This is a genomic window from Luteimonas colneyensis (assembly GCF_014836665.1).
Classification (GTDB): Bacteria; Pseudomonadota; Gammaproteobacteria; order Xanthomonadales; family Xanthomonadaceae; genus Luteimonas; species Luteimonas colneyensis.
Map to the genome: position 1 here is coordinate 121580 of NZ_JACSQJ010000006.1, position 22672 is coordinate 144251.

Below are 22672 nucleotides of genomic sequence, written 5' to 3' on the forward strand. Positions count from 1 at the left end.
CGCTCGGGGAGGGGTCGGGGTGGGGAACCGGGCGCCGTTGGGGTGTTCGTCGCCGAGCCTGGCGGGAAGGCTTCATCGAAGCCGGCCCATCGCAGCGCCCCTCGGCGGACCGCGAATTATATAACGCGGCGGCGGGCGATCGCCGTTCATGCGCCGGGGCCCGGACGACCTAGGGTTGGACCGGGTGTAGGGCGCCGGCGACAGTGCCTAGGCTGGCGCAATCCCCGACAGCACCGGAACCCCCCATGACCGTCAATGCCATTGGATACCAGCAGCCCGTCCAGCCGCCTCCACCGCCGCCGCCACCGAAGCAGCATGAAGTCGTGCGCGGCGAGACCATCGACAGCATCGCCAGGGCCAACGGCACCACGCCGCAGGCGCTGATCGGTGCCAATCCGCAGCTGGTCAACCCGGACAACCTCTATCCCGGCGACATGCTGAACCTGCCGGCGGCCGCGACCGCCGATGGCGATGCGGGCGGCGGCTCGGCCAAGGTCACCGGCGAGGAGGAGAACAGGACCGGAACCGACGCGAACGGCACGAGCTCCAAGTCCGAGACCAGCGTCGGCGTGTCCGAAGACGGCGTCACGGTGGGCGGCAAGCAGACCGACAAGACCACCACCACCGACGCGGACGGCACCAGGACCACCAGCGGCACCACCGCGGGAGGCAGCGTCACGGTCGATCCCGACGAGGGCACGGTGTCGCTGACCGCCAACGGCGGCTTCAGCGAGAGCGTCAAGAACTCGAAGGGCGTCGGCATCAGCTTCGGCATGGATGGCAGCAGCACCGTCGTCACCGGCGAGAAGACCGAGAACGGCGTGACCACCTACAGCGTGTCCAGCGACATTTCGGTGTCGCTGAACGCGGGCGTGGACGTCAAGCAGGCCGGCCTGGAGTACGGCCACACCGAGGGCATCAAGGCGTCCTACGAGGTGTCGATGCCGGAGCAGGCGGCGAAGACCACCGACCTCGCCAGCGTCAATCCGTTCGACCCGTCGACGATGCCGACCGGCACGGTCATCAAGATCGATGGCTCGAACTACGCGAGCAACGAATTCAAGGCCACCTTCCGCAACGTCGCCGCCGAGACCAAGGTGACCACCGAGGAAGGCACCAGCCTGCTGGTCGAGAAGACCGGTGCCGACACCGTGCGCGTGACCGCCGGCCCGACCGAGGCCATCAGCGCCTACAACGGCGTGGGCCTGGATTTCGAGCAGGTCAAGGTGATGCTCGGCAACGACACCAGCCTGAGCGGCGCCACGCTCAAGACCGCCGAGTTCGACCTGTCCACGCCGGAAGGCCTGGCCGCGTACAACGACTTCGTCGCCAACGGCAACATGCCGGCCGACAACGGCCCGGGCGTGTCGGAGGTGAAGACCATCGAGAAGCTCGACTATTCGTCGCAGGCCAAGGTCGACGTGAAGCTCGGCCCGCTGGAGCTGGGCATCGACGGTGCGCAGAACACCGGCGATTCGGTGGTCACCACCTATCCCGACGGCACCGCCGAGCGCACGGTCAACCTGCAGTACAGCGGCAACGTGCCGATGACCCTCACCCAGTCGTTCGACGCCGAGGGCAACGAGATCATGGGCGATCGCGAGTACGCGTACACGATCAAGGTCGACGAGAGCAATTCGCAGCTGATCAACGCCGCCCAGACCGGCGACGTCAACCAGGCCCACAGCGGACCGGTGAAGCCCGGCGACACCATCACCATCACCTACACCGAAGCGGAGATGGCGGAACTGCAGGACCATGCCGAGAAGGCGCTGGAGGCCACGGACGGGATGGACTTCGACCTGCGCGTCCTCACCCAGGACTACGACGGCAATCCGGTGAAAACGTTCGACTTCGCGATCGCGCTCGCGCGCAACCTGGGCGGCTCCGACTATGGCAGTGCCGAGCGCCTGTTCAACATCTCGAGCTCGGCCGACGGCAACTACGCCGACGGCAACTACGTGCAGCTGCCCGGCACGGTGACCGTGCACGGCAGCTGAGCCCAAGGACGCTGCAGACCGTGGCGACCATGACCGTCGCCACGGTCCCCGCGCGGTGCGGGCGGGCTAGGCTCGGGGTTTGTCCCGAGCAGGAACCACGCCTTGTCCACGCACACTTTCCGACATCTCGCAGCGCCGCTGCTGCTGGCCTGCCTCGCGCTTCCGCCGGCCGCCTCCCAGGCCCGTGACCAGCCGCCAGCGACGGACGCTGCAGCCGCGGCCAGCGCCGGCGGCTACCGCCTGCCCGCGCCCGCGCTGCGCGCCATCGTCGATGCGCCTTCGGTGCCGAGGTTGTCGCTGTCGCCGCATCGCAACCTGCTCGCCTACATGCGGGTGCCGGCGCTGCCCGGCATCGAGGTGGTCGCCCAGCCGGAGCTCAAGCTCGCCGGCCTGCGCATCCACCCGCGCACGCATTCGGCCAGCGCCTTCAGCTTCATCGACGATCTCTGGCTGCAGGAGGTCGATGGTGGCGCCGAGCGCCGCATCCAGGGCCTGCCGCAGCCGCTGGCGCTGGCATCGCTGCAGTGGTCGCCCGACCAGCGCCACATCGCCTTCAGCCACGTCGATCCGCGCGCCGGCCGCGTGGAGCTGTGGCTGGTGGACGTGGCCGAGGGCCGGGCCCGCCGCCTGGTCGAGCGCCCGCTGGGCAGCGTGACCGGCAGCGGCTTCGACTGGCTGCCCGACAGCAGCGGCCTGATCGCGCTGGTGCGGCCGGAGGGGCATGGCGCACCGCCCGCCGACGATGGCGTGCCGACCGGGCCGAACATCCAGGAGACCCGCGGAAGCGGCCAGGTGCAGAGCCTGCGCACCTACCAGGATCTGCTGGCCAATCCGCACGACGAGGCGCTGTTCGCGTACTACATGACCAGCCAGCTGGTGCGCGTGGGCCTGGACGGCGCGGTGCGCGCCATCGGCACGCCGGAGCTGTACGTCGGCGCCTCGGTGTCGCCCGATGGCCGCCACCTGCTGCGCCAGCGCCTGGAGCGGCCGTTCTCCTATGCCGTGCCGTACTCGCGCTTCCCGCGCCGCATCGACGTCATCGACCTCGATGGCCGCCTGCTGCACACCGTGGCGACGCTGCCGCTGGTCGAAGGCCTGCCGACCGGCAACGATGCCGTCGCCACCGGCGTGCGCCGAATCGCCTGGCGTTCGGACGCGCCGGCCACCCTGGTCTGGGCGGAAGCGCAGGATGGTGGCGATCCCGCGCGTGACGTGGAGGTGCGCGACCGTGTGTTCGCGCACGCGGCGCCCTTCACCGGCGAACCGCGCGTGCTGGTGGATCTTTCCACCCGCTTCGGCAGCGTGCGCTGGGGCGATGGCGGCCTGGCCCTGCTCACCGAATCCTGGTGGAAGACGCGGCGGCTGCGCGAGTGGCGCCTGGCGCCCGACGCCGGCACCGAGCCGGTGCTGCTGCGCGAAGCGTCCTACGAGGACCGCTACGCCGATCCCGGCACGCCGGTGATGCGGCTGGACGAACGTGGCTTCGCGCGCCTGCTCACCACCGGTGATGGCGACACCATCTACCGCATCGGCGACGGCGCATCGGCCGAAGGCGACCGCCCCTTCCTCGATCGCCATGACCTGGCGACCGGGACGACCGAGCGCCTGTTCCACTCGCAGGCGCCCAGGTACGAAGCACCGTTCGCGCTGCTCGACGCCGAAGCCACGCGCATCCTCACCACCCGCGAATCGCCGACCGAGCCGGCCCAGGTGCTGCTGCGCCAGCACGGCGGCGAGGCCGCGCCGGTGGCGCTGACCGACTTCCCGCATCCGACCCCGGAGCTGCGCGGCGTCAGCAAGGAGCAGATCCGCTACGCGCGCGCCGATGGCGTCGAGCTCACCGCCGACCTCTACCTGCCGGCCGGCTACGACGCGGAGCGCGACGGCCCGCTGCCGATGCTGATGTGGGCCTACCCGCGCGAGTTCAAATCCGCCGATGCGGCAAGCCAGGTGCGCGGTTCGCCGTACCGCTTCAACCGCATCAGCTACTGGGGCCCGCTGGCCTTCCTGGCGCGCGGCTACGCGGTGCTCGATGGCCCGACCATGCCGATCGTGGGCGAGGGCGATGCCGAGCCCAACGACAGCTACGTGAAGCAGCTGGTCGCCAGCGCGCGGGCGGCGGTCGACGAGGTGGTGCGGCGTGGCGTGGCCGACCGCGACCGCATCGCCATCGGCGGCCATTCCTACGGCGCGTTCATGACCGCGAACCTGCTGGCACGTTCGGACCTGTTCCGCGCCGGCATCGCGCGCAGCGGCGCCTACAACCGCTCGCTGACGCCCTTCGGCTTCCAGGCCGAGGAGCGCAACTACTGGCAGGCCACCGACACCTACCACGCGATGTCGCCCTTCAACCACGCCGACGGCATCGACGAGCCGCTGCTGATCATCCACGGCGAGGAGGACAACAACTCCGGCACCTTCCCGATGCAGAGCGAGCGCCTGTTCGCGGCGATGAAGGGCCTGGGCGGCACCGCGCGCCTGGTGATGCTGCCGCGGGAGTCGCACGGCTACCGCGCGCGCGAGTCGATCCTGCACATGCTGGCGGAGACGGACGCGTGGCTTGAGAAGCATGTCAGGGACGCGGAACCCAGGTAGGCCCGCAACGAAAAACCCCGCGGATCCGCGGGGTTTTTTTTTCATGCCTGCAAGGCTTACAGCTTGGCGGCCTTGCGCAGCTCCTCGGCCTTGTCGGTCTTCTCCCAGGAGAAGGCGGTGGCCGTGTGGGTCTTGCCGGCGGCGTCGATGTAGCTGACTTCCTGCGGCTTGCGGCCGAAGTGGCCGTAGCTGGCGGTGCGCTGGTAGATCGGGTGCACCAGGTCGAGCATCCTGATGATGCCGTAGGGACGCAGGTCGAAGTGGCGGCGGATCAGCTTCTCGATCACCTCGTCGGACACCTTGCCGGTGCCGAAGGTGGTGACTGAGATCGAGGTCGGCTCGGCCACGCCGATGGCGTAGCTCACCTGCACTTCGCAGCGGTCGGCCAGGCCGGCGGCCACGACGTTCTTGGCGACGTAGCGCGCGGCATAGGCGGCCGAGCGGTCGACCTTCGACGGATCCTTGCCCGAGAACGCGCCGCCGCCGTGGCGGGCCCAGCCGCCGTAGGTGTCGACGATGATCTTGCGGCCGGTCAGGCCGCAGTCGCCCACCGGGCCGCCGATCTCGAACTTGCCGGTCGGGTTGATATGGAACTTGGTGCCCTTGTGCAGCCACTTGGCCGGAAGCACCGGGGCCAGGATCTCCTCGCGCACGGCTTCGATCAGGTCCTTCTGCTTCACGCCGGGCGCGTGCTGGGTGGACAGGACCACGGCGTCGATGGCGGTCGCGACGCCGTCCTCGTAGCGCAGCGTGACCTGGCTCTTGGCGTCCGGGCGCAGCCACGGCAGCGGCGACTTCTTCTTCTTGCGCACCTTGGCCTGCTGCTCGACCAGGCGATGCGACAGGTGGATCGCCGCCGGCATGTAGCTCGAGGTCTCGTTGGTGGCGTAGCCGAACATCAGGCCCTGGTCGCCGGCGCCCATTTCCTCGGGCTTCTTGCGGTCCACGCCCTGGGCGATGTGCGGGCTCTGCTTGCCGATGAGGTTCAGCACGCCGCAGGTGGCGCCGTCGAAGCCGACGTCGCTGGAGTCATAGCCGATGTCGAGGATCACCTTGCGGGTCAGCGCCTCGAGGTCGATCCACGCCGAGGTGGTGATCTCGCCGGCGACGATCGCCACGCCGGTCTTCACCATGGTCTCGCAGGCCACGCGGGCGCCCTTGTCCTGCGTGAGGATGGCGTCGAGCACGGCATCGGAAATCTGGTCGGCGATCTTGTCCGGATGGCCTTCGGAAACCGATTCGGAGGTGAACAGGGTGCTGGACATCGGCCTTATATCCCTTGATTCGGATGGAAAGATGGGCGCGCATGATACACGGGGGCGGCCACCGGCGCATTGTGCCGCGTTCGCGGGCCTTCCTGTCATTCAGGCGTCGGCGAGGGATCGCGCGCTGCCGCCGGCCGGTAGCATTGCGCGATGGATTCCCTGACCCAGATCGTCCTCGGCGGCGCCATCGCCGCCGCCATCGCACCGCCCCGGCATCGGCGCGCCGCGCTGCTCGCCGGTGCCGCGCTCGGCACGCTGCCCGACCTCGACTCGCTGCCGATCGCGCTGTTCACCGACGACCCGGTCGCGCTGATGACCCTGCACCGCGGCTTCAGCCACTCGCTGTTCGTGCTGCCGCTGCTGGGCTGGTTGCTGTGGGCCTTCTTCCGGCGTCGCGGCGGTCGCGTGTCCGAGTCGCCGACGCGCTGGTTCTGGGCGATCCAGCTGGCGCTGCTCACCCATCCGCTGCTCGATGCCTTCACCGTCTACGGCACCCAGCTGCTGTGGCCGCTGCCGTTGCCCCCGGTGATGTGGTCGAGCGTCTTCATCATCGATCCGCTGTACACGGTGTGGCTGCTCGCCGCCTGCATCGCCGCCCTGGTGCTGCACGAGCGTCCGGCCGCCGGCCGCGCGCTGGTCGCGGGGCTGGTACTGAGCACGGCCTACCTGGGCTGGTCGCTGCTGGCCAAGGGCCTGGTCGAACGCGAGGCGGGGCGCTCGCTGGCCGCGATCGGCCTGGCCGATGCGCCGCGGTTCGCGACGCCGATGCCGTTCAACACCCTGCTCTGGCGCGTGGTGGCGATGACGCCGGACGGCTACGTCGAAGGCTTCCGCTCGCTGGCGGGCGACGAGGGATTGATGCGCTTCGAGCACCATGCGTCCGACGTCGGCGCCCTGGCCGACGCCGCCGACATCCCCGCGGTCGAACGCCTGGCCTGGTTCAACCATGGCTTCATGCGCGCCGCGGAGATCGACGGTGGACTGGTGCTGACCGACCTGCGGATGGGCAGCGAGCCCGACTACAGCTTCAGCTTCGTCGTGGCCGAGCGCGACGGCGGACAGTGGCGGGGAGTCGCGCCCAGGCAGCTGGCCATGTCCTGGGACGATATCGGCCGCCGCCTGCCGCTGGTCTGGGCCCGCATCTTCGACCCCGGGGTCGAGCTGGCCGCGGACGCCTGCCATTCGATGTCCTGCTGATCACGGGCCATCGGGGGGGTGTGGGGGTCGCGGTGCGATTGTTCTTCTGTTGGAACAATCAGTGGTTTCAATCCTGCTTTTGCGCTGATTTGAATTCAATACCATGTGGCCATCCGTTCCAGACCCCTCCGGGAGAGCCCACATGAACAACCCCGTCATCCAGTCCCTGCGCAAGCGCCGCAGTCAGTACAGCCTCGGCCGGCAGGTCACGCAGTCGCACGCCGAGATCGAAGCCCTGATCAAGGAGGCGATCCGCCTCAGCCCCTCGTCCTTCAACTCGCAGTCCTCGCGCGCGGTGATCCTGTTCGGCGCCCAGAGCGAGCGCTTCTGGGAGCTGGTCGGCGACGCGCTGCGCCCGCTGGTGCCGGCCGATGCCTTCGCCGCCACCGAACAGAAGCTGGGCTCCTTCGCCGCCGGCATCGGCACCGTGCTGTTCTTCGAGGACCAGGACGTGGTGAAGGGCCTGCAGGAGAAGTTCGCGCTGTATGCCGACAACTTCCCGGTGTGGTCCGAGCAGTCCAGCGGCATCGCCCAGATGGCGACCTGGACCGCGCTGTCCGAGGCCGGCATCGGCGCCAGCCTGCAGCACTACAACCCGGTCGTGGACGAGGCCGCGCACCGCGAATGGAACCTCCCGCCGAGCTGGAAGCTGCGCGCGCAGATGCCCTTCGGCTCCAACGAGGCGCCGTTCGCCGACAAGACCTACATCGACGACGCCGAGCGCTTCAGGGTCGTCGCCTGAGTCGCCGCTGCGCCGGCCTTCGGGGCCGGCCGCTGCATGCGCACGCATGATCCGGACCCCGGGTCCTGGCCCGGGGTTCCTGTTTTCGGGGCGCGCTCAGGCCGCCGAGGACAGCGGCGGGGCGACGCCGGCGGAGAGCGCGTCGAAGTAGTCGCGGGTCAGGTCGAGCTGGGCGCGGGCGCTGTCGGCGCGGTTGACCACGGCGCGGAAGGCGGCGTTCTCGGGCCGGTCCTTCGCGTACCAGCCCAGGTGCTTGCGCGCGATGCGCACGCCCGAAGCTTCGCCGTAGAACGCGTGCAGCGCCTCGAGATGGCCGAGCAGGATGTCGCGCACCTCCTGCAGCGACGGCGGCGGCAGCTGCTCGCTGGTGGCGAGGAAATGCGCGACCTCGCGGAAGATCCACGGCCGCCCCTGCGCGGCGCGGCCGACCATCACCGCGTCGGCGCCGGTGTGGCGCAGCACCGCCGCGGCCCTGGCCGGCGAATCGATGTCGCCGTTGGCGATCACCGGGATGCGCAGCCGCGACTTCACCTCGGCGATGGTGTCGTACTCGGCGACCCCGGTGTAATGCTGGTCGCGCGTGCGCCCGTGCACGGCCAGCGCCTGGATGCCGGAGTCCTCGGCGATGCGCGCGATCGCCACCGCGTTGCGCTGGCCGGCGGCCCAGCCGGTGCGGATCTTCAGCGTGACCGGCACGTCCACCGCGGCCACCACCGCCGACAGGATGCGCGCCACCAGCGCCTCGTCGCGCATCAGCGCCGAGCCGGCCCAGGCGTTGCAGACCTTCTTCGCAGGGCAGCCCATGTTGATGTCGATGATGCGGGCGCCCTGGTCGGCGTTGTAGCGCGCGGCCTCGGCCAGCTGCGCGGGCTCGGTGCCGGCGATCTGCACGCCGACCGGGTCGGGCTCGCCGGCGTGGTCCATCCGGCGCAGCGATTTCTCCGTGCCCCAGAACCTGGGGTCGGAGATGGTCATCTCGGACATCGCCAGGCCCGCGCCCAGGCGCTTGCACAGCAGCCGGAACGGCTTGTCGGTCACGCCCGCCATGGGCGCGAGGACGACGTGCGGGGCGATGTCGTAGGGGCCGATGCGCATGACGCCATTGTCGCCCATGCGGCCGCAGAGGCGTGGCCTCGCGGCTCAGCGCCGGAGGTGGTAGAGCTCGAAGCGGTCGCCTTCCGCGTCCAGCACCATCAGCAGTTCGCGCGGGCCGATCCTGAGCAGCCGGCCGGCGCTGTCGTGTTCGCCGGGGGTGGCGGCGTCCGGCGCGGCGACGCGGCTGTAGGTGCGCGGCGGCTCCTCGTTCACCGTGCGCGCGCCCAGGAACACGAATCCGGCCCCGTCCATCGGATACAGCCGCCCGCTGCGCCGCTGCGAGCCGCTGGTCTTGGCGAACCTGTAGCTGGCGTCGCCGGTGCCGTCGGCGTCGATGGTCGCCGCGAAGTAGGGATAGACGAAGCCCTGTCCGCCGTCGACCTGGATCGAGCGCACGCGCCAGGCACCGCCGATGTCGCCGGGCTGGAGCGGCTCGCGCGCGCGCTCGAGCAGCAGGCGGGCGTGCCGCGAGCCTTCGTCGTCGCCGGTGGTCGCGGCCGTGGCCCGCGCCACGGCGTCGTCGACCATGGCGCGATGCGCGGGCAGCACGACGGCATGCCAGCCGCGGAGGGGCGGGGACTCCGCGGCGGGCGCGGGTGACGGTGCCGGTGTCGTCGTGGCGGGCGGGTCGGGAGGCACGTGTTCCCCACGGGCATCCGGGCGCGCATTGGCATCGGGTCCATGCATCCGTTCCGGCGAGCAGGCGGCGAGCAGGACCAGCGAGGTGGCGGCAATCAGGGCAGGCTTCACCATCGTCTCCGCAGTCATCGCCCGGGCACGGTGGCGCGCGGGCGATGAGTCGGCGGTGAACCCGGGCGCCGCCGGCCCCCGGGTGCGTTCAGGCCCCGGGGAAGCGCGAGGCGACTTCGTCGCCCCCGGGCATCGCGGCGGCGGCGCCTGGGCGTTCGGTCGACAGCGCGGCGTAGCGCGTCGCGAAGCGCACGTGGGTCGCGAAGGGGCGCGTGGGCCCGCCGGCCAGCGACGCCGCCAGTGCGCCGTTGAAGGCATCCCCGGCGCCGGTGGTGTCCACCACCCTGGCCGCGGCCGCCGGGCAGCGGTAGTGCGCCTGTCCGTCGCCGCGCAGGCTGTCCTCGCGGTGCGAGACGAAACACCCCATCGCGCCCAGCGTCAGCACCACGGTGCCGCGCGGGAGCAGGGTGCGGCAGAGCCGGTGCAGGTGTTCGTCGTCCAGGCCCGCCAGCGCGGCCGGATCGACGTCGGCGCCGCAGTGCCGCGCGAGCAGGCCGCTGAATTCGGTCTCGTTGGGGGTCAGTACTTCGGCGACCGCCAGCAGTTCGCGGCTGCAGCCGGCATTCGCGGGCGCGGGGTTGAGCAGGGTATGCGCGCCGCTGGCGCGGGCCAGGCGCAGGGCCTCGACGATGGCGTGGAGCGGCGATTCGAGCTGCGCCAGCACCACGTCGGCGGCGGCGATGGCCTCGCCCTGCGCGGCCACGAACTCCGGCGTCAGCGCCGCGTTCGCGCCCGGGCCGATGACAATGCTGTTGGTGCCGTCGTCGCCGACGTAGATGCCCGCGGTGCCGGTGGCGGCCTCGCTGGCCGCGGCGCGCAGGTCGATGCCGTGCGCGGCGGCCAGGCGTCGGGCCAGGCGCCCGCCATCGTCGTCACCGAGCGCGCAGACGAAGGTGGTGTCGGCGCCGGCCAGCGCCGAGGCGACGGCCTGGTTGAACCCCTTTCCGCCGGGGCCGGTGGAGTACCCGCCGGCCAGCGTCTCGCCCGGGCGCGGCAGCGTGGCGCAGTGCCAGACGTGGTCGACGTTGAACGAGCCGGCGACGACGACGCGCGACATCGTGCGTGCTCAGGCGCCGATGTGGGTCAGCACGCCGGCGATCGTGGCGGTCATCAGGGTGGCGATGGTGCCGCCGAGCACCGCGCGCAGGCCGAAGCGCGCCAGGTCCTGGCGGCGGTCGGGCGCGAGTCCGCCGATGCCGCCGATCTGGATCGCGATGGAGCTGAAGTTGGCGAAGCCGCACAGCGCGTAGGTCGCGATCAGGCGGCCCTCGTCGCTGAGGCCGACGCCTTCGACGCGGCCGTTCACGATCTCGGCTAGCTGCAGGTAGGCCACGAACTCGTTGATCACCACCTTCTGCCCGATCAGCGAGCCGATGGTGCCGGCGTCCGCCCAGGGCACGCCGATCAGCCAGGCCAGCGGCGCCAGCACGTAGCCGAAGATCGCCGCCAGGTCGGTGGGCTTGCCGATCGCCGCGGCGACGCCGGTGACGTCGCCCAGCCAGGTCAGCGGCGCGTTGATCATCGCGATCAGCGCGATGAAGGCCAGCAGCATGGCGCCGATGTTGAGCGCAAGCTTCAGGCCGTCGCCGGCACCCGCCGCGGCAGCGTCGATGACGTTGCTGGTGGTGTTCTCGACCTCCATCCTGACCGTGCCGCGGGTCAGCGGTTCACCGGTCTCGGGGATCAGGATCTTGGCGATCACCAGCGTCGCCGGCGCGGCCATGATCGAGGCGGCGAGCAGGTGCTTGGCGTAGTAGGCCTGCTGCGCCGGATCGCCGGCGCCGAGCATGCCCACGTAGGCCGCCAGCACGCCGCCGGCGATGTGCGCCATGCCGCCGATCATCATCGTGATCAGCTCGGACTCGGTCATGCGCGAGATGTAGGGGCGCACGGTCAGCGGCGCCTCGGTCTGGCCGATGAAGACGCTGGCGCAGACGCTGGTGGTCTCGGCGCCGGAGACGCGCATGACCTTGGTGATCGCCCAGGCCATGGCCCGCACCACCATCTGCATCACGCCGAAGTGGTACAGCACCGCCATCAGCGAGGCGAAGAAGATGATCGTGGGCAGCACCTGGAAGGCGAAGATGAAGCCATAGGTGTCGACGTCCATCAGGTTGCCGAAGATGAACTCGGAGCCCGCGTTGACGAAGCCGAGCACGCGCACGAACAGTTGGCCGAGCCAGTCGAACACGTCGCGCCCGCCGGGCACCAGCAGCACCAGCGCGGCGAACGCGATCTGCAGGACGATGCCGGTGCCGACCAGCTTCCAGTCGACCCGGCCCTTGTTGTTGGAGAACAGCCAGGTGATCCCGATGAGCACGGCCAGGCCGAAGAGGCCGAAGCCGATCCGTGTCAAGACTTCCATCGTGAAACCGTTCCCCGGGAACTGCCGCGGGTGCGCGGCGACGGGGCAGCGTAGTGCAGGGCGCCGGGGCGGGCAACCGCGCTCAGGCGTCGCGGGCCACGATCCGGTTGCCGCCGGCGGCCTTGGCGCACTTGAGACGGCGGTCGGCGCAGCCCAGCAGGCTCGAGGTGCTGCCGCCGTCCTGGGGCCAGGCCGCGAGACCGGCGCTGAAGGTGAAGGCGAACGCGTCCTGGCCGCGCTCGGGCAGGAACGGGCGCTCGACCAGGGTCCGGCGCAGGCGGTCCAGGCGCTCCCAGGCGCTCCCGGCCGGGCCGTGCAGCAGCATCACGAACTCCTGGCCGCCGATCCGCGCCAGGGATTCGTTTTCGGCGAGGATTTCGCCCATAGTCGAGGCGATGTGGCGCAGGGCGCGGTCGCCCGCCTGCGGCCCGGCCTCGTCGTTGACGCGCTTGAAGCGGTCGATGTCGAGCAGGACCAGGGTCAGCGACGCGCCCGAATTGCGGGCGTTGGCGAAGACGTGCGGCATGCGCTGCAGCAGCCAGGAACGGTTGGGCAGGCCGGTGAGCGCATCGTGGCCGGAGGTTTCCACCAGGGCCTGCATGTGCCGGACGGCGACCGCGGCCAACCCGGTGGCCAGGAGCAGCAGGAGCAGGTGCAGAAGGCGCACGCCGATGCCGGTCGCTTCGGACCGTGATGCGAGCGTGGCTTCCGGCAGCCCGTCACCCATGTGCACCGCCAGCGCGAACAGCCCGTACTGCAGCAGCGCGAGGCCCCCTGCATAGAGCGTGAGCCGGCCGTCGGCGCGCAGCGCGGCCGAGCAGACCACCACCAGGTAGAACGGCCATGCCGCCATGCCGTCGACCGCCAGCGCGGGGTCGCGCAGCGCGCAGGCGACGAGTGCGGTGGTCACCACGCTGATGTCCCAGCTGCAGGTGGCGTAGGGCAGCCACGGCCGCGGGTTGCGGGCGAGCACCAGCCAGGCCAGCGCCATCGCGTTGGCAAGCACCACGGCGCCGAGCAGGACGAGGATGCCGCCGATCGCGGCGCCGCCCGCGGCTGCGAGCAGGGGCAGCGGCAGCGCCAGTACCGACAGCAGCACGCGCACGCGCGCGACCAGGCGCTCGCCGCCGGCGCCCAGCCTGCGCATGACCTGGTCAGGCGGCGCCAGCAGGCGCCGCAGCGTGTCGCGGATTCCGCCGTCGCTGGCGTGCATCGTCCGTGCTCCCGTCCCTGCGGGGGAGGATAGCGCGGCCGCTTGCGTAAACTGCGGGTCCCGCAGTGCGATGGAGGCGTCGACGATGGAATACCGCAGGCTTGGCAGCTCCGGCCTCGCGCTGTCCGCGCTCTCGTTCGGCACCTGGACCACGTTCGGCGGCGCGATCCCGCGCGCCGAGGCCCGCAACCTCGTGGCGGCCGCCTGGGACCACGGCGTCAACTTCTTCGACAGCGCCGAGAACTACGCGCACGGCGAGGCCGAACGCATGCTCGGCGACGTCATCGCCGACCTGCGGCTGCCGCGCGACGGCTACGCGGTGTCGAGCAAGGCGATGTTCGGCTCGGCCGCCGAGCCCCTGCCGCTGCAGCGCGGGCTGTCGCGCAAGCACCTGCACGATGCCTGCCACGCCGCGCTGAAGCGGCTGCGCGTGGACTACCTGGACCTGTTCTTCTGCCACCGTCCGGATCCCGAGGTGCCGCTGGTGGAAACCGTCGCCGCGATGGACGCGCTGGTGCGCCAGGGCAAGGTCATGTACTGGGGCAGCTCGGAGTGGCCGGCCGCGCTGGTGCGCGAGGCGCATGCGGTGGCGCGCGCGCACCAGCTGCAGCCGCCGACCATGGAGCAGCCGCAGTACAACCTCCTCCATCGCCGGCGCGTGGAGCTCGAATACGCGCCGCTGTACGCCGAACTCGGCCTGGGCCTGACCGTGTGGTCGCCGCTGGCCTCGGGCGTGCTGTCGGGCCGCTACAGCGACGGCGTTCCCGCCGGTTCGCGGGCGGCTCGCGAGGCGTGGATGCGCGAACGCCTCGCCGGCGACGAAGGCGCCGAGCGACTGCAGCGCGCCCGACGCTTCGCCGCGCTCGCCACCGAGCTCGGCGTGGAGCCCGCCGCGCTGGCCATCGCCTGGTGCCTGCGCAATCCGCACGTATCCAGCGTGATCCTCGGCGCCAGCCGGGTGGAGCAGCTGCGCGCCAACTTCGGCGCGCTGGAACTGGCGGGGCGGCTCGACGAGGGCGCGTGGAGCCGGGCGGAGGCGATCGCGGAGGGCTGCGCACGCGACGGTTGACAGGCAAATGAGAATCATTAGCATCGACATCTCCTATCGACGAGGTGCCTGCCATGCTTGCCTCCCATGCCCATCCGTCCAGCTTCGAAACCGCCGCCGACCTGGCGTCGCCGTTGGGCCACGCCACATCCTTCGAGTCCACCGGTGAAGTGGACAGCGCCCGTCTCCTGCACGGGCAGCGCGAAGTGCTGATCCGCCATGGCAACGAGGTCTACCGCCTGCGGCACACGCGCAACGACAAGTTGATCCTCACCAAGTAGGCCGCGACGCCGCGATGCCGCGGCACCCGACCACCGGATTTCCGGCTGCAAGCACCCGGCCCCGCCGGTCGCCAGCTCGCCGCGCCACCAGCGAGTTCCCATGCGACCCACCCGGCTTTTCCTGGCCCTCGGCCTGCTGCTGCCCGCGTTCGCGCAGGCGCAATCCTCCCTCCCTGCCACCGACGCGCCCGCCGGCGCCGCCCCCCCCGCCGCCGTGTCCGCCCAGGCCGCGGTCGAGTTGACCCCGTCGTCGTGACCGCCACGCGCACCGAGCGTGTGGCCGCCGACGTGCCCAACACGGTGGACGTCATCGAGCGTGAGCGCATGGACGAGCTGCTGGTGCGCGACCTCGCCGACCTCTTCCGCTACGAACCCGGCATCACCGTCGGCATCGGCTTTGGCCGCTACGGCATCGGCGACATCCGCATCCGCGGCCTGGGCGGCAACCGCGTGCGCATCCAGACCGACGGCATCGCGGTGCCGGATGCGTTCCTGATCGGCAGCTTCTCCAACGCCAACCGCAACTTCGTCGACATGGACACGCTAAAGCGCGCCGAAGTCGTGCGCGGTCCGGGCAGTTCGCTGTACGGCTCGGACGCGCTGGGCGGCGTGGTGTCGTTCATCACCAGGGATCCGGCGGACTACCTGGGCGAGGGCAGGGACGCGTACTTCGGCGTCCGCATGGGCTACGGGAGCGACTGGAACGGCCTGTCCGGCGGCGCCACCGCGGCGTTCGGCGGCGAGCGCTGGTCGGGCCTGGTCGCGGTCGGCCATCGCCAGGGCCGGGAGCCGGAGAACATGGGCACCAACGACGACGTCGAGCCCACCTTCCTCGACGGCCGCTGGGTGCACCTGCGTACGAAGCCCAATCCGCAGCAGCGCGACGGCCGCAGCCTGCTGGCGAAGCTGCTGTTCGCGCCTGCCGCCGACCAGCGCTTCAGGCTGACCGTCGAGGGCAACGAGGACAGCGCGGACACCGACATGTACACCTCGCGCGGATTCCAGCAGCTGACCATGGCTGTCAACGACCGCGTGCTTGCGAGTGACCACCAGACCCGGGCAAGGGTGTCGCTGGGCCACGAGATGGACGCCGTGGGCGTCCACGAGATGGACGCCGTGGGCGCCGGCTTCGCCGACGCCCTCGACTGGCAGGTCTACCGCCAGGACAGCGAGACCACCCAGCACACGGTCGAGGAGCGCACGTTGCCCGCGCCGACCCTCGCCGACATCCGCCGGCGCGAGTTCAACTTCGACCAGCGTGCGGACGGGCTGCAGCTCAATCTCCGCAAGGGCATCGACGCCGGCGGCGTGCGCCATGACCTCGCCTACGGCCTGGACGTGTCGCGCACGCGCACCCGGCAGAAGCGCGACGGCCTGCGGATCTTCCCGCTGACCGGGGTCGAAACGCCGGCGATGCTGCCCGACGTCTTCCCGGTGCGCGACTTCCCCAACAGCACCACGACCACCGCGGCGCTGTACGTGCAGGACGAAATCATCTTCGGCGACGGTGGCTTCCGCCTGGTTCCCGCGGTGCGCGTGGACCATTACCGGCTGGAGCCCGAGGTCGACGCCATCTTCGCCGGCGACAACCCGGACTTCGTCGCCGTGGACCTGACGGAAACCCAGGTGTCGCCGAAGCTGGGCGCGGTCTGGCACTTCTCCGGCGACTGGTCGCTGTTCGGCGGCTACGCCCGCGGTTTCCGGGCGCCGCCCTACAGCGACGTCAACATCGGGTTCACCAACGCGATGTTCGGCTACACCGCGGTCGCCAATCCCGACCTGCGCCCCGAGACCAGCGACGGCTTCGAGGCCGGGCTGCGCTTCAATGGCGACGCGGTCCACGCCAGCCTCTCGGGCTATTCCAACCGCTACGACGACTTCATCGAGTCCATGGCCTTCGTCGGTTTCAACGAGGAGGGGCTGATGGTGTACCAGTCGCGCAACGTCGCCCAGGCGAAGATCCGCGGCGTGGAATTCAAGGCCGGGGTCGACCTGGGCGCGCTGGCCAACGGCTGGGACGGCTGGTCGCTGCGCGCGGCCGCGGCCTGGTCACGCGGCGAGGACGAGGCCAGCGGCGAACCGCTGGAAAGCGTGGATCCGCTCACCGGCAGCCTGGGCATCGCCTGGCGCGGAGAGGCCTGGGGCGTGGAGCTGGCCGGCCGCTTCGTCGGCCGCCGCGATCGCTGCCGACCCCGCCCGACGGCACGACCTACTACGAAAGCCCGGGGCACGCCGTGCTCGACCTGTACACGCACTGGGATTTCGCCCCGGGCGCGCGCCTGGACGTGGGTGTGTCCAACCTCGCCGACCGCACGTACTGGGGCGCGGGTGCGCTGCCGCTGGTGTCCGGGCAGAGCCTGACGCTCGACCGCTATACCGCCGCCGGGCGCAACGTCGCCGTCAAGCTGTCGGTGGAGTGGTAGCCAGGGCCCTCCCGCTGCCGTCCGGACTGGCGATGCCGGGCACGGTCGTGCGCCTGTACCGCCCGCAGCGGGGCGCCGATGCCGACGCCATCGCCGCGAACAACGTCATCCCACCTTTTTCCAGGTCCTTTCCCGGAGCGCACGCATGAAGTCGCACGCCACCATCCTCCTCCTCGCCGGCCTGGCGACCTCCGCCTCCGCCTCCGCCCGGGAACCGGAGCGCGCCGCCGACCCGGTCGCGGATCGCAGCGCGATCCTCGCCATGCTCGGCGAGTACGACGTCGATTTCGCCTTCGACGAGACCGTGCTGCTGGCGCCCGGCTACGAGCGCGCGCCGGCGCAGCGCAGCGGCGGCAGCGAAGTGGTGATCCTGGTCGAGGACGCGGCGCGCGCCGACGGCACGCCGCATCGAATCGTGCTGCAGCACATCCTGGTCGACCCGAAAAGCGGGCATGTCACCAAGCACTGGCGCCAGGACTGGACCTGGGAGGCCAAGCAGCGCTTCGAGTTCAGCGCCGACCAGACCTGGCGCGTGCGCCCGCTGGCGCCGGAGAAGACCCGCGGTGCCTGGACGCAGTGCGTCTACGAGGTCAGCGACGCGCCGCGCTACTGCGGCACCGGCCGCTGGAACCATCGCTACGGCGTCGCCACCTGGACCTCCGACCGCACCTGGCGCCCGCTGCCGCGCCGCGAGTACACGAAGCGCGAGGACTACAACGCCATGAACGTGGAGAACCGCCACACCATCGTCCCCGGCGGCTGGACCCACGAGCAGGACAACACCAAGGCCGTGCGCGCCGCCGATGGCTCCACCGTGCGCACCATCGCCCGCGAGTACGGCTTCAACGACTACCGCAGCGACACCGACGTCGACTTCACCCCCGCGCTCGACTACTGGAAGGCGACCGCCGGCTACTGGGAGCGCGTGCGCGCCCGCTGGGACGCCTTCCTGGAGGACGGCCGCGGCCTGCGCCTGAAGACGAAGATCGACGGCATGGCGCTGATCATCCCGCTGTTCACACAGGCGGCCGGAGTCGAAGAGGGCAGGCCCGTGCCCGACGCCGACATCGACGCCGCGTTCGCGGAGTGGGTCGAGGCGCCGCCGGCCGGGGACTGACGCCGGCAGTCGCCGGCCGGCCGCGCGCTGCGGCGGATCCCGGACACCCGCGACCGCGGTCGGCGATAATGGCCCTCCGTTCACCGCAGGAGCGCCGGCATGACCCGCAAGACCATCCTCAACGATTCCCACCGCGCCCTCGGCGCGAAGATGGTCGACTTCGGCGGCTGGGACATGCCGATCAACTACGGCTCGCAGATCGAGGAGCACCACGCGGTGCGCCGCGACGCCGGGATGTTCGACGTCTCGCACATGACCGTGGTGGACCTGCACGGCGCGCGCGTGCGCGAGTTCCTGCGCAGGCTGCTGGCCAACTCGATCGACAAGCTCAAGGTCCAGGGCAAGGCCCTGTATACCTGCATGCTGGACGGCCAGGGCGGCGTGATCGATGACCTGATCGTCTACCACCTGGGCGACGACTTCCAGCGCCTGGTGGTCAATGCCGGCACGCGCGACAAGGACCTGGCGTGGATCAACGCCCAGGCCGAGGGCTTCGACCTCGACGTCCGCGTGCGCGACGACCTGGCGATGATCGCCGTGCAGGGGCCCGAGGCGCGCGAGCGGGTGATCGGCCTGCTGCATGCGGACGACCGCGCGGCGATCGCGAAGCTGGGTCGGTTCGCCAGCCGCGACGTGCGCTCGGCCGATGGCGCGCCGCTGTTCATCGCGCGCACCGGCTACACCGGCGAGGACGGCTTCGAAGTCGCGCTGCCGGAGGAGCATGCGGTGGCGTTCTGGGATGCGCTGGTCGCGGCGGGCGTGAAGCCGGCGGGCCTGGGCGCGCGCGACACGCTGCGCCTGGAGGCGGGACTGCCGCTGTACGGCCAGGACATGGACGAGTCGGTGACGCCGTACGAGGCCGGGCTCGGCTGGACGGTCTCGCTGGACGAAGGCCGCGACTTCAACGGCCGCGCCGCGCTCGAAGCCCAGCAGGCGCGCGGCGATGCCCGCCAGGTCGTCGGCCTGGTGATGGACGAGAAGGGCGTGCTGCGCCACGGCCAGAAGGTGCTTGCCGGCAGCGGCGAGGGCGAGATCCTGTCGGGCACCTTCGCGCCGACGATCGGCAAGTCGATCGCGCTGGCCCGGATCCCGGCCGGCGAGCCCGGCGAGGTGCGCGTCGACATCCGCGGCCGCGAGGTCCCGGTGCGCGTGGTGGCCTGGCCCTTCGTCCGCGACGGCCAGCCGCGCGAGGGGATCTGATCCACCGGCACGGCGCTTGGCTACACTAGTCCCCCACCTCCCAACCACGGCGATCCCGGAGCAGCAGACATGAGTGACATCCCTGGCGACCTGAAGTTCATGAAGTCCCACGAGTGGGCCCGAGTCGAAGGCGACGGCAAGGTCACCGTCGGCATCTCCGACCATGCCCAGGGCCTGCTCGGCGACCTGGTCTACGTCGACCTGCCCGGCGTCGGCGACAGCGTGGAAGCCGGGAACGCCTGCGCGGTGGTGGAGTCGGTCAAGGCCGCCTCCGACATCTACGCGCCGATGTCGGGCACGATCGTCGCGGTCAATTCCGCGCTGGCCGACAAGCCGGAGACGATCAACGAGGACGCGTTCGGCGAAGGTTGGCTGTTCGTGATCGAGGCGAGCGAACCGGAGCAGGCGAACGACCTGCTCGATCCCGACGCCTATGCGGCGCTGGTCGAAGACGAAGGCTGATCGCACCGTTCGCCGCGCACTGCGCGGCATGGTCGAAACGGACGCCGGGCACTGCCCGGCGTTCGCGTTCCGGGAACGGGGAACGTCGAAAAGCTTCGCGCACTTTCGCGCAAATCGAGCCTGGGGCACGCATGCGATGCATCGCGTCGCGCATCCCCCGCACGTTTTTTTCCGGCACTCGGATCCTTCGTGCGCACCGGCACGGACGATGCGGGAACGATCGGGCGCATGCCGAGCTCATGCCGCGCGTTGGAGCGCAAAGTGCTTAAAACAAGACGTTTGGCGACGGCGTTCCGTTGCGCGCGAATTGCATCGGCCGTCGGTCGCGCATGCGGACGTGCGCGATCGCCGTCGTCGCGGCTGCTCGCCGCGCGACGCGGCGTGACGGTCACGCGACGATGGGTGTTGACAGCGAAAAAAACCGTGATTAGGTTTCGCCCAACAACACGCGGCCACAGAAGCGAGTGAGTGCGACCCGGACAACAACGCGCGATACAACTCAGTCCTCCGCCCGGATGGTCGACATGGTGGACTCAGGCGTTGTCTTCCCCGCGAAAACTCCAGGCCAGTGGATGCAGGCAACCCGCGGCGCCATGCGCAGCGGGTTTTTTAGTGCCGAAGGACCGGCACGCCGGGGGCGCCCGCGCTCCTGGATGACGACGGGCACGGATGGCCCGGACACAGGATCCGGTGCGACGCGCCCTGCGCGTCGTCGGTTGATCGCGGGTCCGATACCCGCGATGTGTTTCGTACTGGGCAGTAGCACCTGCAAGTCCAACTGACGAGGAGAGCCATCCCATGGCCACGAAGAAAGTCGCGAAGAAGAAGGTCGCCAAGAAGGCGGTGAAGAAGGCCGCCAAGAAGACCGCACGCAAGGCGGCACCGCGCAAGGTCGCCAAGAAGGTCGCGAAGAAGAAGGTCGCCAAGAAGGCCGTGAAGAAGACGGCGAAGAAGGCCGCCACCAGGAAGACCGCCAAGAAGGCGGCGAAGAAGGCCACCCGCAAGACCGCCAAGAAGGCCACCCGCAAGACCGCCAAGAAGGCCGTGAAGAAGACGGCGAAGAAGACGGCAAAGAAGGCGGTCAAGAAGACCGCGAAGAAGGCCGTGAAGAAGACGGCGAAGAAGGCCGCGAAGAAGGCCGTCAGGAAGAGCCCGGCCAAGAAGGCCGCCAAGAAGGCCGCCAAGAAGACCGCCAAGAAGGCGGCGAAGAAGGCGCCTGCGAAGAAGGCCGCCAAGAAGACCGCCAAGAAGGCGGCGAAGAAGCGCGCGCCCCGCAAGGCCAAGGCTCCGGTCGTCTCCATTCCGGCCGCGCCCGCGCCGCTGATGTAAGCAACCCCGATAGCCGTCGATCAGGCCCCTCTCCCGCAGCCCAGGCGGGGGAGGGGTTTTTCATTGGAGGCGGGGAAGCGGTGATCCGGGCGAGCGCCCGGTGCGGAGCTACTCCGGCCTGGCGTTGGACGCTGCGCTGCCGCCGCTGCCGCTGCCGGCCGGGGCCGCTGCAGCCGCCCCGGCGGCATGCCCCGGACGACCGTCTCCGGCCGCGTTCGCGAGCATCAGGTCCTCGACGTCATCGAAGTCGACGTCGAGCCAGGGCTGCGGGGCCAGTCCGATGGCGCTGTCGAGGATGGTCGGCAGCAGGCCGGTGGGCAGGCTGCTCTCGCCGTTCCACAGCACCACGACGCCGAGGTCGCGTTCCGGCATCATCGCCATCAGGCCGCGGTAGCCCTGGACGGCGCCGGCGTGGAACACCACGCGATGCCCGGAATAGTCATAGACGCGCCAGCCGAGCGCGTAGCCGGCATCGCCCAGCCGCTGGCGGCGCCAGCCGGAGCTGCGCATCTCGCCGGGCGTGGACACCAGCGGTTGCTGCAGCGTCGCCAGCAGCGGCGCCGGCAGTACGTCCGGGCGGCGCCCCGACTGCGCGATCAGCCACTGCGCCATGTCGCTGATGCTGGCGTTGACGCCGGCGGCCGGCGCCACGCGGTAATAGGTCGGCTTGGGCATCAGCGAACGCCAGCCGCCGCCGGCACGCACATGCGGCTTCGCCCAGCGCGGGCTCGCCTGGATGCCTTCAAGACCGTAGCTCGCGTCGTCCATGCCCAGCGGCTTGAAGATGCGCCCCGTCACCGCCTCGCTGAAGAACTGTCCCGATGCCGCCGACACCACGTCGCCGACGAGGCTGAAGGCCACGTTCTGGTAGCTGTAGCAGTCGCCGACATCGCAGGTCATGGGAGCGTTCGCCAGCCGCTGCACCAGACTGCGGTAGTCGGCGTTGCGCTCGATGTCGCGGTCGTAGGTGTTGCGGCCCAGGCCCACGCGGTGGCTGAGTACGTCGGCGACGGTCAGCCTGGCGGCGGCGTCCGGGCGGGACAGCCGCAGCGCCGGCATGAAGTCGGCCACGTGGCTGTCCCAGCGCAGCGAACCCTCGGCCACCAGCAGCCCGGTGACGGTGCCGGCGAAGGGCTTGGACAGCGAGGCCAGGCGGAAGACGGTATGCGCGTCGACAGGCTCAGCGTTGCTGACGTCGGTGATGCCGTAGCCGCGCGCGCTCAGCACCTCGCCCTTGTGCACGATGGCCATCGCCAGTCCCGGCACGCGCTGGTTGGCGACCACCGCCTGCGCCATTGCTTCGAAGCGCGCCACGTCGAAGCCGTCGGCCAGCGGCATCGGCTTCGTGCCGGGCGCCAGGAGCGGCGAGGCGCCGGTTGTCGCGGCGGAGGCGGTTGCCGGCGGTGCCTGCACGTCGGTGGACGGTTGCCAGCGAAGTTCCGACTGGGCCGCGGTGCCCACCGCCATCGGCGTCAGGCATGCGAACAGGCCGGCACCCAGGAGGAGGCGGCGAGGCGTGCGCGCTGCGTCTTTCATCGGGCGTATCCCCTGCGTATGCTGCGACTGCGGGGTGATCATATGCCTCTGCCT

At 70.6% G+C, this 22672-nt stretch carries 18 protein-coding genes and 1 riboswitch; of the genes, 11 read left to right on the plus strand and 7 right to left on the minus strand.

The window, feature by feature from the left end:
- Positions 1-22 precede the first annotated feature (22 nt).
- Positions 23-109, minus strand: a riboswitch (S-adenosyl-L-homocysteine riboswitch).
- Between the two features lie 136 nt (positions 110-245).
- The gene (locus tag H9645_RS11100; RefSeq protein ID WP_191729764.1) at positions 246-2000 is read left to right on the plus strand and encodes a LysM peptidoglycan-binding domain-containing protein; all 1755 of its coding nucleotides are present in this window, start codon (positions 246-248) and stop codon (positions 1998-2000) included.
- 102 nt (positions 2001-2102) lie between these two features.
- Entirely contained in the window at positions 2103-4595 is a 2493-nt protein-coding gene (locus H9645_RS11105) for a S9 family peptidase (protein WP_191729765.1), read from the plus strand.
- A gap of 56 nt (positions 4596-4651) precedes the next feature.
- Here H9645_RS11105 and metK read toward each other — a convergent pair whose 3' ends face one another.
- The gene (gene metK / locus H9645_RS11110) at positions 4652-5860 is read right to left on the minus strand and encodes a methionine adenosyltransferase (protein WP_191729766.1); all 1209 of its coding nucleotides are present in this window, start codon (positions 5858-5860) and stop codon (positions 4652-4654) included.
- Between the two features lie 150 nt (positions 5861-6010).
- Here metK and H9645_RS11115 point away from each other — a divergent pair, with 150 nt between their 5' ends.
- On the plus strand, positions 6011-7057 hold the full coding sequence (locus tag H9645_RS11115) for a metal-dependent hydrolase (RefSeq protein ID WP_191729767.1): 1047 nt from the start codon (positions 6011-6013) through the stop codon (positions 7055-7057).
- Between the two features lie 142 nt (positions 7058-7199).
- Positions 7200-7799, plus strand: coding sequence for a nitroreductase family protein (locus tag H9645_RS11120; protein ID WP_191729768.1), 600 nt, complete (start codon positions 7200-7202; stop codon positions 7797-7799).
- Between the two features lie 96 nt (positions 7800-7895).
- On the opposite strand, the gene dusB is transcribed toward H9645_RS11120, so the two are convergent.
- The 5 genes from dusB to H9645_RS11145 form a co-directional block, all read right to left on the minus strand.
- Complete coding sequence (gene dusB / locus H9645_RS11125) at positions 7896-8894, minus strand: tRNA dihydrouridine synthase DusB (protein WP_191729769.1); 999 nt, start codon at positions 8892-8894, stop codon at positions 7896-7898.
- A gap of 45 nt (positions 8895-8939) precedes the next feature.
- Positions 8940-9644 (minus strand): DUF4893 domain-containing protein, encoded by a 705-nt coding sequence (locus H9645_RS11130; protein WP_191729770.1) that lies wholly within the window; start codon positions 9642-9644, stop codon positions 8940-8942.
- Positions 9645-9732: 88 nt separating this feature from the next.
- Positions 9733-10701: a ribokinase gene (locus H9645_RS11135; protein WP_191729771.1), complete on the minus strand. Its 969-nt coding sequence runs from the start codon at positions 10699-10701 to the stop codon at positions 9733-9735.
- Positions 10702-10710: 9 nt separating this feature from the next.
- Positions 10711-12009 (minus strand): NupC/NupG family nucleoside CNT transporter, encoded by a 1299-nt coding sequence (locus H9645_RS11140; protein WP_191729772.1) that lies wholly within the window; start codon positions 12007-12009, stop codon positions 10711-10713.
- Positions 12010-12091: 82 nt separating this feature from the next.
- On the minus strand, positions 12092-13222 hold the full coding sequence (locus H9645_RS11145) for a GGDEF domain-containing protein (protein WP_191729773.1): 1131 nt from the start codon (positions 13220-13222) through the stop codon (positions 12092-12094).
- A gap of 85 nt (positions 13223-13307) precedes the next feature.
- Between H9645_RS11145 and H9645_RS11150 the strand changes: the two genes are divergently transcribed.
- The 7 genes from H9645_RS11150 to H9645_RS11180 all read left to right on the plus strand — a co-directional run bounded on the left by H9645_RS11150 (position 13308) and on the right by H9645_RS11180 (position 21082).
- Positions 13308-14291 (plus strand): aldo/keto reductase, encoded by a 984-nt coding sequence (locus tag H9645_RS11150; protein ID WP_191729774.1) that lies wholly within the window; start codon positions 13308-13310, stop codon positions 14289-14291.
- 53 nt (positions 14292-14344) lie between these two features.
- Positions 14345-14551 (plus strand): hemin uptake protein HemP, encoded by a 207-nt coding sequence (locus tag H9645_RS11155; RefSeq protein ID WP_191729775.1) that lies wholly within the window; start codon positions 14345-14347, stop codon positions 14549-14551.
- A 252-nt stretch (positions 14552-14803) separates the two neighbouring features.
- Complete coding sequence (locus H9645_RS11160) at positions 14804-16912, plus strand: TonB-dependent hemoglobin/transferrin/lactoferrin family receptor (RefSeq protein ID WP_343218349.1); 2109 nt, start codon at positions 14804-14806, stop codon at positions 16910-16912.
- 207 nt (positions 16913-17119) lie between these two features.
- Complete coding sequence (locus H9645_RS11165) at positions 17120-18091, plus strand: DUF6607 family protein (RefSeq protein WP_191729776.1); 972 nt, start codon at positions 17120-17122, stop codon at positions 18089-18091.
- Between the two features lie 99 nt (positions 18092-18190).
- Complete coding sequence (gcvT, locus tag H9645_RS11170; protein ID WP_191729777.1) at positions 18191-19291, plus strand: glycine cleavage system aminomethyltransferase GcvT; 1101 nt, start codon at positions 18191-18193, stop codon at positions 19289-19291.
- 69 nt (positions 19292-19360) lie between these two features.
- Positions 19361-19753, plus strand: coding sequence for a glycine cleavage system protein GcvH (gcvH, locus tag H9645_RS11175; RefSeq protein ID WP_189497197.1), 393 nt, complete (start codon positions 19361-19363; stop codon positions 19751-19753).
- A gap of 798 nt (positions 19754-20551) precedes the next feature.
- Positions 20552-21082, plus strand: a complete 531-nt coding sequence (locus tag H9645_RS11180; protein WP_191729778.1) for a hypothetical protein — start codon at positions 20552-20554, stop codon at positions 21080-21082.
- Between the two features lie 108 nt (positions 21083-21190).
- Here H9645_RS11180 and H9645_RS11185 read toward each other — a convergent pair whose 3' ends face one another.
- Positions 21191-22618: a serine hydrolase domain-containing protein gene (locus tag H9645_RS11185; RefSeq protein WP_191729779.1), complete on the minus strand. Its 1428-nt coding sequence runs from the start codon at positions 22616-22618 to the stop codon at positions 21191-21193.
- Positions 22619-22672 lie beyond the last annotated feature (54 nt).